Source organism: Enterovibrio litoreus (assembly GCF_045679545.1).
GTDB lineage: Bacteria > Pseudomonadota > Gammaproteobacteria > Enterobacterales > Vibrionaceae > Enterovibrio.
On sequence record NZ_CP166195.1, the window covers coordinates 1,097,674 to 1,109,781 of the forward strand.

A 12,108-nucleotide genomic window follows, 5' to 3' on the forward strand; every position below is an offset into this window, starting at 1 on the left:
CCATTTTTGTGTGTCTAAAACAAGCTCAAAACCAAGCGCTTATGCGACCTACAAATCACGTTCAACACTTGATTCACGTGGTTCACTGTCATCTGTTTTCCAAATCGTCCAACCCATCACACCAAACAAAATGGTGACTAACGGCGATAGCACACAAAAGAAATTAAACGGCAAGTAAGCCAGTGTTGCAACGCCCAAGGTGGCGGCTTGATAAGCGCCCCCTGAGTTCCACGGTACAAGGTTGGCAGTGACGGTTGCGGAATCTTCCACGGCGCGTGAAAGGTTCTCTGGTGCCAGACCACGTTCTCGATATGCTTCTGCATAACTTCGTGCTGTCATGACAATCGCCATGTATTGGTCACAAAGAATCAGGTTTGCGCCGATTGCCGTCAGTACCGTCGACACGATCAATGATCCTGTGGATTTGGCGGCGGCCAGAATTTTGTCGGCGATAACGCGAAGCTGGTTGGTTCGTTCCATCACACCACCAAACATCATGGCGACGATGATCAAGCTGATGGTGTACATCATGGAATCCATACCACCGCGAGAGAGCAAGGAATCCACATCAGATACGCCTGTTTCAGCGCTATAGCCCCCAAAGGCGACACTGGCGATCGCGTTGTAATCCGCACCTTGTAAACTTGCTGCACAAATGGCACCTGCAATCACACCGAGTGCAATACCGGGGATGGCGGGCATTTTTTTATATGAGACGACAAGGACAATCAGAAGAGGAAGGAATAACACAGGGTTGATAAAGAAAGAGTTGTCTAAGGTCGTCAAAATGGTATTGATGCGCTCAATATTGCCACCACTGGCGCTGTATTGCAGGCCGAGCACCGTTTCGATTATCAAGGTTATCGTTATCGTCACCCCGGTGGTGTAGGACATGTGCTTGATGTGGGTAAACAAGTCAGTTCCCGCCATGGCGGGCGCGAGGTTAGTGGTATCAGATAATGGTGACATTTTGTCACCGAAGTAGGCGCCAGAGAGCACTGCACCAGCAACAATGGGTAGTGGGAAATCTAGCCCGCCGCCAACACCCATCAGTGCCACCCCAATTGTCCCTGTTGTGCCCCAGCTTGTCCCCGTCGCCAAAGACGTCACGGCACAGATGAGGACGCAGGCAGGGAGGAAAACTTCAGGAGCAAGGATTTTAAGGCCGTAGTAAATCAGTGTGGGCACCACACCCGCGAGTATCCAAACACCAATGAGCGAGCCGACGATCATCAGAATAATCATCGCGGGGAGAGCATTGTAAATGCCGTTCACCATGCCTGCTTGAATGTCTTTCCACGTAAACCCGCAACGAAGCGCGATGATGCAAGCCACGATAACGCCCAATAGCATTGGGATTTGTGGATCAAGCCCGTACATGACAATCGACACACTGATACCGAGAACGAGTGACATTAGCGAGATAATGGCTTCCCATAAGTGCGGCGCTCGTGCGCCTTTAGGAATATCCGTCTTCATGTTACCTCCAGTTATTTTGTTTTTTTGATCTGAAAGAACCGAGAACTCGTCGCGTGAAAAATGGATTCTAAGCAAAAGAAGATCCACGCAGAGAGAAAGCGATTTCTTAGATGATGCACGGATGTAGACGAGCCGTACCTTGGACTGAATTCAGTCGGGTACCACTTTTCTCGTTTTTGGCGGGAGATCGTATCCGTCATTGGAAACCCTCTTTGGTGGCATCTTTCAATGCGCCAAAGAAAACAACACATGCGTATTATTGTTAGAGGGGAGAACCCTCAGTGTTTTTTGACTAAGTCACTTCAGACTATGTGTCATGTGGCCCAAAGGGGGTGTTGTAGAAGCGAGACGTGCAGAGGTTTTCCTACATTGGGGCAATGTAGGATGTGCATTTCTGTTGAAAGCGAGAGATAGCGTTATGATTCAGAGTGCTTAGCCCGTTGACCAATGCGCGCGAGGTGGGTCGATACAAAGGCATTGCTGTCTTTCAAATCGTCGCCAAGGGCGCGATCTAAACCGATGTGTGCAAACCCAATTAGGCTGGCACAGGTGACCGCAGGCGGAGGAAAAAATAGGCTTAGGGCGAGTTGGACGGTTAGTGGAGAACTGCCATATTGGTGAACGTCATGCTCTCGCAGATCTCGATGGCCTGCATGTAGTCGGCTTCATCGTCGACATAGATACCAAGTTGTATGTAGCTTGAGTGCGAGAACACGAAGCAATACACAGAGGCAACGCTGTAGTCGTTGGTTTCTTCAAACAAACGATAACGATAAAAAATCAGACCATCTTTCTCCGTTTGATGCACGTCGAACGCCTTTTCAGCTTGTTCTTCGACCACCCAAGCCATTGCGTCCTGTTGCGTTTCACCGTAGTCAATATCCCAAACTGAGCACCAAATGGTCAGCCCTGATTTCCAGATGACTAAGTCTTCATCTTCAATTTTGGTCTGAAAAGTTGACGGCAGCGTGACAGCCCATTCGTCTGTAAGAGGGTAATCGCCTGAGACTGTGGGGTATTCGTTATGATCGAGCATGTCAGTAAAATGCCTACGGCTATAAAATGAAAAGAGGTTGTTTGGGTATAGAAGCCTATCATTGAAGGCGCTCTGCCGTCTCTTAATACAATATATTTGTGCCACAACATGGGCTTGGTCTTGTTTTATGTCTACCCGAGCAACCTGCGATAACCCCTTAAAGTGAAATAGCTCAAATTTCCCTGCCAATGATCGACTGGTTTGACGATCAAAATCACAGGTCTTCATTTCAGATAAAGACCCATCGAAACGTTTCGATTATTGTCAGCGAAACGTTTCGATGGTCTTGAGATTTAGAGCGTCATCGGCAAATAAAAAAACTTCACTTTGCGCGAATCATCGCGGTGACAAGGTAAAAGAATGAAAAAAAGTACCCTGCTTAATTCAGACATTGCGCATTTAGTTTCCACATTAGGGCATACCGACGAATACACCATTTGTGACGCTGGCTTACCCATTCCCCAGCATGTGCCTCGTATCGACTTGGCGTTAACCCATGGCGTTCCCAGCTTTCTGGAAACGGTGCGCGTGGTGCTGACTGAATCCCAAATTGAAGGTGTGATCATGGCAGAAGAGTTCGCTTCGGTGAGCCCGGAATGCCACGCGGCGTTGCTCAACGAAATCAAACAAGAAGAAGCGCGTTGTGGCAAAAGTATCGCCATTCAATACCTGTCTCACGAGGCATTTAAACAACGTACCCATAGCAGCCACGCGGTGATTCGCACGGGAGAATGCACGCCCTATGCGAACGTCATTTTCCAAGCTGGCGTTGTGTTCTGATCCGAGCGAAATGAGGACAAACCATGACTCAAGCAATATTGCAGCTCAACGAAATTGAAAAAGCCTTTCCCGGTGTGAAAGCCTTGGATAAGGCGAGCCTGAATGTTTACCCCGGACGCGTGATGGCGCTGATGGGCGAAAATGGCGCGGGAAAATCGACGCTGATGAAAGTGCTGACGGGTATTTACAAACTCGATGGGGGGACGATTCATTATGAGGGCAAGCCTGCAGCGTTCAAAGGCCCGCGTGATTCTCAACAAGCTGGTATCAGTATTATTCACCAAGAACTGAACCTGATCCCTGACCTAACCATCGCCGAAAATATTTTTCTTGGCCGTGAACTCACGAGCGCGTTTGGTCGCGTTTTGTGGAGCGAGATGTTCGCAGAAGCGGATAAGTTACTCGCGCGTTTGAATGTGAAACACAGCTCGAAAACACGGCTTGGTGCGTTAAGTTTGGGCGAACAGCAAATGGTGGAAATTGCCAAAGCGCTGTCGTTCCAATCCAAAGTCATCATCATGGATGAACCAACGGATGCGTTGACGGACACCGAAACCGAATCCCTGTTTTCCGTGATTAATGAGCTTCGCGACCAAGGTTGCGGCATCGTTTACATCTCCCATCGTCTCAAAGAAATTTTCACCATTTGTGATGACATTACCGTGCTACGTGATGGCAAATTTATCGGCGAATGCCTCGTGGCAGATACCGATGAAGACGGCCTGATTGAAATGATGGTGGGGCGCAAACTCGAAGAGCAATATCCACGCATTGCTGTGACGCATGGTGATACTTGCCTAGAGGTGATGGGCGTATCTGGTCCAGGTGTGAAAGCGGTGAGTTTTACCCTTAAACGCGGGGAGATTTTGGGCGTATCTGGCTTGATGGGCGCAGGGCGTACTGAGCTGATGAAAGTGATTTACGGTGCGCTGCCTTTGCACGGTGGCGACATCAAGCTCAATGGCAAGTTGGTTAACCCAATCAGCCCGCGTGATGGCCTTGTCAATGGCATTGCGTATATCTCAGAAGACCGTAAAGGCGATGGGCTTATTCTTGGCCTTTCCGTGAAAGAGAACATGTCTATTTGCTCGCTCGATCAGCTGAGCAAAGGCATGCAAATCAATCACAGCGACGAAGTGATCGCGGTGGATGATTTTATTCAACTTTTCAATATAAAAACCCCAAGCCGAGACCAACTCATTGGCAATCTTTCCGGCGGTAATCAGCAAAAAGTGGCAATAGCCAAAGGCCTGATGACCAAGCCTCGTGTCCTCATTCTCGACGAGCCAACTCGCGGTGTAGATGTGGGGGCGAAGAAAGAAATTTATCAACTGATTAACCGATTCAAAAGTGAAGGCACCAGCATCATTTTGGTGTCGTCAGACATGCCAGAAGTGCTTGGCATGAGCGACCGCATCATGGTGATGCATGAAGGTCGTATTACCGGTGAGTTTGACGCCAAAGAAGCCAACCAAGAAACACTACTCGCTTGCGCGGTAGGTAAACACGTTAAGAAGGATGCAGCATGAGTAGCAACGCCGTAACCCAATCCGATTCTGATAACAAAAAACTGTTTAGCAAAGCGTGGTTGATTGAACAAAAATCCCTGATCGCATTGCTGCTCTTGATTGCCGTGGTGTCGTTTCTAAACCCGAACTTTTTCACCGTCGACAACATTCTGAACATTCTGCGCCAGACGTCGATTAACGCCATTATTGCGGTAGGGATGACGCTGGTTATCCTCACGGCCGGCATTGATTTGAGTGTTGGATCAGTGCTCGCGCTTTGTGGCGCGTTTGCCGCCAGCTTGATTGCCATGGAAGTGCCTGTGCTGGTGGCGGTGCCAACGGCATTGTTTGCAGGCGCCGTGTTAGGTGCCATCAGCGGCATCATCATTGCCAAAGGCAAGGTGCAAGCCTTTATAGCGACCTTGGTCACCATGACACTGTTGCGCGGTGTGACCATGGTGTACACCGAAGGTCGTCCTATTTCGACAGGCTTTACCGACACGGCTGATGCATTTGCATGGTTTGGTACGGGCTACGCGATCGGTATTCCTGTCCCTGTGTGGCTGATGGTGGTGGTGTTTGCTGCGGTTTGGTATTTGCTTAACCACACTCGTTTTGGCCGATACATCTATGCGCTGGGTGGCAACGAATCTGCCACGCGTCTATCGGGTATTGATGTCGATAAAGTCAAAATTGGTGCCTATGCGATTTGTGGTTTTCTGGCAGCGCTAGCAGGCATTATCGTCACCTCGCGTCTGTCTTCTGCGCAACCGACGGCGGGTATGGGCTATGAGCTAGATGCCATTGCTGCGGTTGTTCTTGGCGGCACCAGCTTGATGGGCGGCAAAGGCCGCATCATGGGTACCTTGATTGGTGCACTGATCATCGGCTTCCTCAACAACGCGTTGAACCTGTTAGATGTTTCCTCCTACTTCCAAATGATTGCCAAAGCCGTGGTGATATTGGCGGCGGTCATGGTTGATAACAAAAATAAGTAACACTCCCATTTTTGCTCAAACGAACGTGTAGAACACGCGCCTGAACCCTACCTCTCAGGCGCGACTTAAAACAAAAAAGAGACTAAAAAGGAACGTAAAATGAAAAAATTATCGCTATTGATCTCCGCGGCTTTGCTGTCTTCAACCGCTTCTGTTACCGCACATGCGCAAGACACCATGGCCATTGTATTATCCACGTTGAACAACCCATTTTTCGTGACCATGAAAGATGGGGCGGAAGCCAAAGCACAAGAGCTGGGTTACGAGCTGATTGTTTTGGACTCGCAGAACGACCCAAGTAAAGAGCTTTCAAACGTGGAAGATCTGACGGTGCGCGGTGTGAAAGCCATTTTGATTAACCCAACCGATTCAGCGGCAGTGTCAAACGCCATTCGTATCGCGAATCGCAGCGGTATTCCTGTCTTTACCTTGGATCGCGGCGCAGCACGCGGTGAAGTGGTTAGCCACATTGCGTCTGACAACGTGCTAGGCGGCGAAATGGCGGGGCGCTATATCGTCGAAAAAGTCGGCGAGAAAGCCAAAGTGATTCAGCTAGAAGGCATTGCGGGCACATCCGCGGCGCGCGAGCGTGGCGAAGGTTTTGCCAATGCGGTTAAAGCCAGCCAAATGGAATTGTTAGCAAGCCAACCTGCGGATTTCGACCGCACCAAAGGCTTGAACGTGATGGAAAACATGCTAGCTGCCAACCCTGATGTGCAAGCGGTGTTTGCGCAGAACGATGAAATGGCGTTGGGTGCATTACGCGCTGTTCAGGCTTCTGGCAAAGACATTCTGATCGTTGGGTTTGATGGTACAGACGATGGTATTGCTGCGGTAAAACGTGGCAAGCTAGGTGCTACCGTTGCTCAGCAACCTGACCTTATTGGTGCTATCGGTGTTGAGATGGCTGACAAAATGCTGAAAGGTGAAGCGGTTGAGAAATCAATTCCCGTGCCTTTGAAAGTGATTACTCAGTAATTGCTGAATTAATCACTAGCGGGTCTTCTCTTTTCGATTTATAAGCATTGGTTTACCGCCAATCGAGAAGAGAAGATTCCTATTCCATGCAAAACAGAGCATCAACTGCGACGTGACACCGGCAAAGAATGAGAGAGCCGAACGATTTAGGGTTTGGGAATGCAAACATTAAATCCTTCCGTTTTCCTGCTAAATACAACAACAAGGCTTTTAGATAAGCCGAGGATAGTGCAATGAACAAGTTAGTGGTTTTGGGTAGTGTTAATGCCGATCATGTGCTTCAAGTCCCTTCTTTTCCTCGCCCTGGTGAAACGCTTCACGGCCGCAGTTACCAAGTGATCCCTGGTGGGAAGGGCGCAAATCAAGCGGTTGCTGCAGCACGTTTAGAGGCGGATATTGGTTTCATCGCTTGCGTGGGCGATGACCCGTTTGGCGTGAATATTCGTGAGAGCTTTAAATGTGATGGTATTAACATCGCGGGCGTGAAAATGCAGGCGGATTGCCCAACGGGCATTGCGATGATTCAAGTGTCTGACAGCGGTGAAAACAGCATTTGTATCTCTGCTGAAGCCAACGCCAAACTCACCGCTGACGCCATTGAACCGGATTTGACGCGTATTCGTCAGGCGGATTACTTGTTAATGCAGTTAGAAACGCCACTGGACGGTATCGAACGGGCTGCACAGGTGGCGAAAGGTCATGGTACAAAAGTCATTTTAAACCCTGCTCCAGCACGTGAATTACCTGAGCGTTTGTTGGCCTGCGTGGACATTATTACCCCTAACGAAACCGAAGCTGAAGTGCTGACAGGCATCAAAGTCGACGATGAAACGTCTGCCAAGCTTGCTGCTGACAAACTGCATGACAAAGGGATCGAAACTGTGATGATCACCTTGGGTGCGAAAGGTGTTTATGTTAGCCATCAAAACGCCAGCCAGCAAAACGAAGGCAAAATTATTCCAGGGTTTCGCGTAGAAGCGACAGATACTACTGCGGCAGGTGATACTTTTAATGGCGCATTCGTGACTGGTCTAATGGAGTCTATGCCTTTAGAATCAGCGATTAAGTTTGCGCACGCAGCGGCAGCTATATCTGTCACGCGCTTTGGCGCACAAACCTCCATACCCACTCGTGATGAAGTTGACGCATTTTTAATGCGCCACGAATAGCGGCGAAGAGTAAAAGCAAGAGCGAATGCAAAGGAGATCGCATGGCAACAATGAAAGACATCGCGAAGTTAGCCGGTGTTTCCACCTCTACCGTTAGCCATGTGATCAACAAAACGCGTTTTGTCAGTGATGAAATTGCAGAACGCGTGAATTCAGCCGCCAAAGAACTCAAATACTATGCGCCGTCTGCGCTGGCTCGAAGCCTCAAAATCAGTCGCACCAACACCTTTGGCATGATAGTGACCACCTCGACTAACCCCTTTTTCGGCGAAGTGGTCAAAGGGGTTGAACGCAGTTGTTATCTGGCTGGCTATAACCTGATTTTGTGTAACACCGAAGGCGATGCTAAGCGCATGAAAGCCTCCATTGAAACCTTGATGCAAAAGCGCGTCGACGGCTTTATCTTGATGTGTTCAACGCTGGAGGGCGAATACACAGAGGTGTTAGAACGCCTAAGTAGTGTGCCTGTGGTGGTGATGGACTGGGGCCCGATTTCATTGCCTTGCGACAAAATCCAAGATAACTCTTTGCGCGGCGGTTATCTTGCGACCAAACACTTGATAGAAAAAGGCCACAAAGATATCGGCTGCATCACTGGGCCGCTGATTAAACATCAAGCCAAAATGCGTTACGAAGGATTTAAGCGCGCGATGAAAGAAGCTCAGCTTCCAATCAAATCACACTGGGTTGTCGAAGGCGACTTCGAATGTGAGGGCGGTTATCAAGCGCTTGAGCAATTTCAGAATGGTGCCAGTATGCCCAGTGCCATTTTTGCCGGAAACGACATGATGGCGATGGGGCTAATGAATGCCGCACAAGCTCATGGGATTAGCGTTCCTGATGATCTTTCTATCATGGGATACGATGACATCCACATCGCGAAATATATGTCGCCGTCGCTTTCTACCGTTCACCAGCCCAAATATCGCTTAGGCAAAGCGGCGGTCGATGCGCTTATACAGCGCATTAATCACAAAGACAGCGAACGCCAAATTGTCGAGTTAGAACCTGCCGTCGTTGAGCGTTGCTCCGTCGCGCAATATGTCGTCGCGTAAACGCTTAGTCGCGCAATAACGGGGGGAGTAGCCATGAAAACCGTCGGAGCAAATGCGCTGGTCGTTGAAGGCGGTGCAATGCGAGGGATCTTCTCTTGCGGCGTACTCGATCATTTTATGGCGCAAGATTTTTCGCCGTTTGATAGTTTCTGGGGAGTGTCAGCAGGGGCTAGCAATCTCGCTGCCTATCTGGCAAACATGCCTGGTCGCAACCGCAAAATTTACCTCGACTACAGCCTTCGCAAAGAATTCATTAGACCCGGAAAATTCGCCCTAGGTGGTGATTTAATGGATCTAGATTGGATGTGGAAGATTACCCTCGAAGAGTTAGGGATCGATAAACGTGTTCTACAAGCCGATCCGCGACCTTTCTTCCTCGGCGTGACACGACAAGACACGGGCGAAGCAGAATACTTAACGCCACATGTTGATGTGTTGGCCGAAACCATGAAGGCCAGCAGTGCCTTGCCGGTGTTGTATCGCCAAGGTGTTGAACTTGACGGTGTGCATTACGTGGATGGCGGTGTAGCGGATGCGATTCCTGTTGCCGAAGCTATTCGCCGCGGCGCAACTAAAATCATGGTGCTACGAAGTCGCCCCTCTCGTTATCGAAAAACGGCGCCTAAATTTACAGCCCTCACAAAACGACTCCTCAAAGATCACCCAGCGCTGATTACGCCAATGCTAACGCGTCATGTTCGTTATAACGAGGCGCTGGAACTGATCAATAACCCGCCTGAGGGCGTCGAAATCATCGAAATCTGCCCACCTGAATCGTTTAGATTAAAACGCCTGAGCCGTGACACAGCCTCACTGGAAAAAGGCTATGACATCGGTGTTGTAGCAGGGCAAGAGGCGATCGCGCGGTGGCTCCGCTAGATCAATGGAAAAGAAATAGGCAGATGAAAGACAAGCCGCTTGTGTAGCTGCCAGGCAATAACAATCAGAACTTGCCGTTGAGGTTGTTCCAGTAAGCACGCGGTGGAACGGTTTCGACGGTATCCCAATGTTCGACAATGAGGCCGTTGTCGAGCCGAAATAAATCATAAAATGCACTGTGAATGCCTTCCCGATAACCCTCACAAACGCTCAACACAAAGTTGCCATCTGCCAATGTGCGATGGTGCTGTTGATAATGAATACGAGGAGAGCCATCGGCCTCTGTGTCCAGCAGTGCAGTATTTAGCGCCCTGATATCATCCGTCAGCGCTGGGTTGTGTTCGACGTAGCCCGTAGCAGCAACATAGTCGGGTAGGGCATTGGTGCTTCGTTCTATCAACACCTCTTTCACAAAGGCATTGATACACTGTCGGTTACTCTCGGTTTTATCTTGATCTTTCACCTTCGTTTCGCCATCAATCATCGAATGACCTGACGCATTGGGCGCTTGCTTTAGTTGAAGATTATCCCAATGTTCGACGGTGCGTTCGCCTTCAAACCGGAACACTTCAAAACAAATTTTTTCACTGCTGAAGTCATATTCGGTATGTGCGAAGACAAAATCGCCATCTGAGAAAATTCTAATGATTTCGACGCGTGGGTTGGTTTTAGCCAATCGGGCGAACAATTCCGCTAGCCCAACATCGCCTTCTTTGGTGAGCGGATTATGTTGTATGTATTGATCTTGGTCCACGACCCTGACTGATTCTGGGTCTCCCGTTTCGATCCCTTTTAATAAGTCATGGATGCTTTGTTTTCTTAGCGTGTTCATGTGCAAGATCCCTTTAATTGCATTTTTCTGTCGGCTATGACCATAGCCTAGCGTGTTTTGAGTATTCAAATTGGCTAGCTTTTGATTCAACGAAGAAAATGGTGAATCGAGAGAAAAGGGCGTGCCAATAGAAAAAGCAGCGCAGAGGGAGGGGGGGGTCAATCGCGCATTTGTCATCGCATTGTCTGTCAGAGATCAAGTAAAGCGGTAATTCTGTCATGCTTGATTCTCCTTTCTCGGTAAGAGTGTGGGTATACTGCGCCTTGTTATCTACCATTCGATTTTGTAGTCACAATCCATGAAACTTGCCAATAGCCCCGTTACCCAGCATGTGTTTGAAGAGATCCCGTTTTACTTGAAACGTGACGATTTGCTACACAGCCAATTTTCAGGCAACAAAGCGCGAAAGCTGATGTCGCTTTTGCAGCATGACGATCCCAATATTACGCACTTGATTGGCTATGGCTCACCACAGGCAAATTCTTTGCTTTCTTTAGCTGCTTTGGCGGCCATCAAAGGGTGGCAGTTGGAGTTTTATGTAGACAGGATCCCAAGCTGGCTTAAAGCGCGTCCAATCGGCAACTATCGTGGTGCGCTGGATCTGGGGGCTAAGGTGATCGCGATGTCAGACATTTGTGCCGAACCTATACATCCTGAGGCGTTTATCAAAAAACATCGTCAGGATGAGCATCATTTACTGGTGCCAGAAGGTGGCCGATCACCCATCGCGGAAGCGGGCGTGAAAACACTGGCTGATGAGATTGTAGAGTGGTCACGGTTTAATCAAGACAAACCCATCGTTGTTGCTTTGCCATCAGGCACAGGCACAACGGCACTGTATTTAAATAAGCATCTTAACCAACATGGCATTGAAGTGCTGACCTGCCCATGTGTGGGCGGAAAAGACTACCTGACGACACAGTTTAATGATCTGAATGAAGCCAACCATCCAAAGGTATTATCGCGCAGCCAGAAACATCATTTTGGCAAGCTGTACGAAGCGGATTATCGCGTATGGCAATCTTTACTCGATCAAACCCACATTGAGTTTGACCTACTGTATGACCCGTTAATGTGGCGTTGCTTGCTTGAATGGTATCCGAAAAACAGAGATAAGCAGCTGTTGTATGTTCATCAAGGCGGGGTGCTGGGTAATGAAAGTATGTTGCCGCGCTACCAGCGAAAATTTGATTGAAGCATTTCATCAGATGGAAGCGACATAGATAGGGGGTAAGAAACAAGAAAGTGGACTAGAAAGTGCACAAGAAAGCGGAATAGAAAAAAGCTTTTTTTCGTTCAAAGCCGCAGAACAACTTGCGTTCAGTAAATGCAGAGAAAAACCATTCGAAAACGTTTAATTTTTCTCTTCACTGCTAAGACAAGCGCCACATTGT

At 48.8% G+C, this 12,108-nt stretch carries 12 protein-coding genes; 8 read left to right on the forward strand and 4 right to left on the reverse strand.

Annotated features, from left to right (window positions below; all coding sequences use genetic code 11):
* Window positions 1–48 precede the first annotated feature (48 nt).
* The 3 genes from nhaC to AB8599_RS20295 form a co-directional block, all read right to left on the reverse strand.
* Window positions 49–1,479 (reverse strand): Na+/H+ antiporter NhaC, encoded by a 1,431-nt coding sequence (gene nhaC / locus AB8599_RS20285; RefSeq protein WP_407333541.1) that lies wholly within the window; start codon window positions 1,477–1,479, stop codon window positions 49–51.
* A 416-nt stretch (window positions 1,480–1,895) separates the two neighbouring features.
* A complete protein-coding gene (locus tag AB8599_RS20290) occupies window positions 1,896–2,117 on the reverse strand; it encodes a DUF4260 family protein (protein ID WP_407334443.1) in 222 nt (73 codons plus the stop codon).
* Entirely contained in the window at window positions 2,075–2,515 is a 441-nt protein-coding gene (locus AB8599_RS20295) for a hypothetical protein (protein WP_407333542.1), read from the reverse strand. The genes AB8599_RS20290 and AB8599_RS20295 overlap by 43 nt, the downstream gene beginning before the upstream one ends.
* A gap of 360 nt (window positions 2,516–2,875) precedes the next feature.
* Here AB8599_RS20295 and rbsD point away from each other — a divergent pair, with 360 nt between their 5' ends.
* From rbsD to AB8599_RS20330, 7 genes are all read left to right on the forward strand, one after another.
* Window positions 2,876–3,295, forward strand: coding sequence for a D-ribose pyranase (rbsD, locus tag AB8599_RS20300; RefSeq protein WP_407333543.1), 420 nt, complete (start codon window positions 2,876–2,878; stop codon window positions 3,293–3,295).
* A 23-nt stretch (window positions 3,296–3,318) separates the two neighbouring features.
* Complete coding sequence (gene rbsA, locus AB8599_RS20305) at window positions 3,319–4,824, forward strand: ribose ABC transporter ATP-binding protein RbsA (RefSeq protein ID WP_407333544.1); 1,506 nt, start codon at window positions 3,319–3,321, stop codon at window positions 4,822–4,824.
* Window positions 4,821–5,801, forward strand: coding sequence for a ribose ABC transporter permease (gene rbsC / locus AB8599_RS20310; RefSeq protein WP_407333545.1), 981 nt, complete (start codon window positions 4,821–4,823; stop codon window positions 5,799–5,801). Before rbsA ends, rbsC begins: the two co-directional genes overlap by 4 nt.
* A 99-nt stretch (window positions 5,802–5,900) precedes the next feature.
* A complete protein-coding gene (gene rbsB / locus AB8599_RS20315; RefSeq protein ID WP_407333546.1) occupies window positions 5,901–6,779 on the forward strand; it encodes a ribose ABC transporter substrate-binding protein RbsB in 879 nt (292 codons plus the stop codon).
* 233 nt (window positions 6,780–7,012) lie between these two features.
* Window positions 7,013–7,948 carry a ribokinase gene (gene rbsK / locus AB8599_RS20320; protein ID WP_407333547.1) on the forward strand — a complete coding sequence of 312 codons (936 nt, stop codon included), beginning with the start codon at window positions 7,013–7,015 and terminating at the stop codon, window positions 7,946–7,948.
* Between the two features lie 41 nt (window positions 7,949–7,989).
* Complete coding sequence (locus AB8599_RS20325; protein WP_407333548.1) at window positions 7,990–9,003, forward strand: substrate-binding domain-containing protein; 1,014 nt, start codon at window positions 7,990–7,992, stop codon at window positions 9,001–9,003.
* 33 nt (window positions 9,004–9,036) lie between these two features.
* Complete coding sequence (locus AB8599_RS20330; RefSeq protein ID WP_407333549.1) at window positions 9,037–9,882, forward strand: patatin family protein; 846 nt, start codon at window positions 9,037–9,039, stop codon at window positions 9,880–9,882.
* A gap of 64 nt (window positions 9,883–9,946) precedes the next feature.
* On the opposite strand, the gene AB8599_RS20335 is transcribed toward AB8599_RS20330, so the two are convergent.
* Window positions 9,947–10,714, reverse strand: coding sequence for a hypothetical protein (locus tag AB8599_RS20335; RefSeq protein ID WP_407333550.1), 768 nt, complete (start codon window positions 10,712–10,714; stop codon window positions 9,947–9,949).
* A gap of 298 nt (window positions 10,715–11,012) precedes the next feature.
* Between AB8599_RS20335 and AB8599_RS20340 the strand changes: the two genes are divergently transcribed.
* A complete protein-coding gene (locus AB8599_RS20340) occupies window positions 11,013–11,909 on the forward strand; it encodes a pyridoxal-phosphate dependent enzyme (RefSeq protein ID WP_407333551.1) in 897 nt (298 codons plus the stop codon).
* Window positions 11,910–12,108 lie beyond the last annotated feature (199 nt).

Coding starts and splice junctions, on each gene's coding strand:
- nhaC (WP_407333541.1), bottom strand. CDS start 1,479: ATGAAGACGGATATTCCTAAAGGCGCACGAGCGCCGCACTTATGGGAA.
- AB8599_RS20295 (WP_407333542.1), bottom strand. CDS start 2,515: ATGCTCGATCATAACGAATACCCCACAGTCTCAGGCGATTACCCTCTT.
- rbsD (WP_407333543.1), top strand. CDS start 2,876: ATGAAAAAAAGTACCCTGCTTAATTCAGACATTGCGCATTTAGTTTCC.
- rbsA (WP_407333544.1), top strand. CDS start 3,319: ATGACTCAAGCAATATTGCAGCTCAACGAAATTGAAAAAGCCTTTCCC.
- rbsC (WP_407333545.1), top strand. CDS start 4,821: ATGAGTAGCAACGCCGTAACCCAATCCGATTCTGATAACAAAAAACTG.
- rbsB (WP_407333546.1), top strand. CDS start 5,901: ATGAAAAAATTATCGCTATTGATCTCCGCGGCTTTGCTGTCTTCAACC.
- rbsK (WP_407333547.1), top strand. CDS start 7,013: ATGAACAAGTTAGTGGTTTTGGGTAGTGTTAATGCCGATCATGTGCTT.
- AB8599_RS20325 (WP_407333548.1), top strand. CDS start 7,990: ATGGCAACAATGAAAGACATCGCGAAGTTAGCCGGTGTTTCCACCTCT.
- AB8599_RS20330 (WP_407333549.1), top strand. CDS start 9,037: ATGAAAACCGTCGGAGCAAATGCGCTGGTCGTTGAAGGCGGTGCAATG.
- AB8599_RS20335 (WP_407333550.1), bottom strand. CDS start 10,714: ATGAACACGCTAAGAAAACAAAGCATCCATGACTTATTAAAAGGGATC.
- AB8599_RS20340 (WP_407333551.1), top strand. CDS start 11,013: ATGAAACTTGCCAATAGCCCCGTTACCCAGCATGTGTTTGAAGAGATC.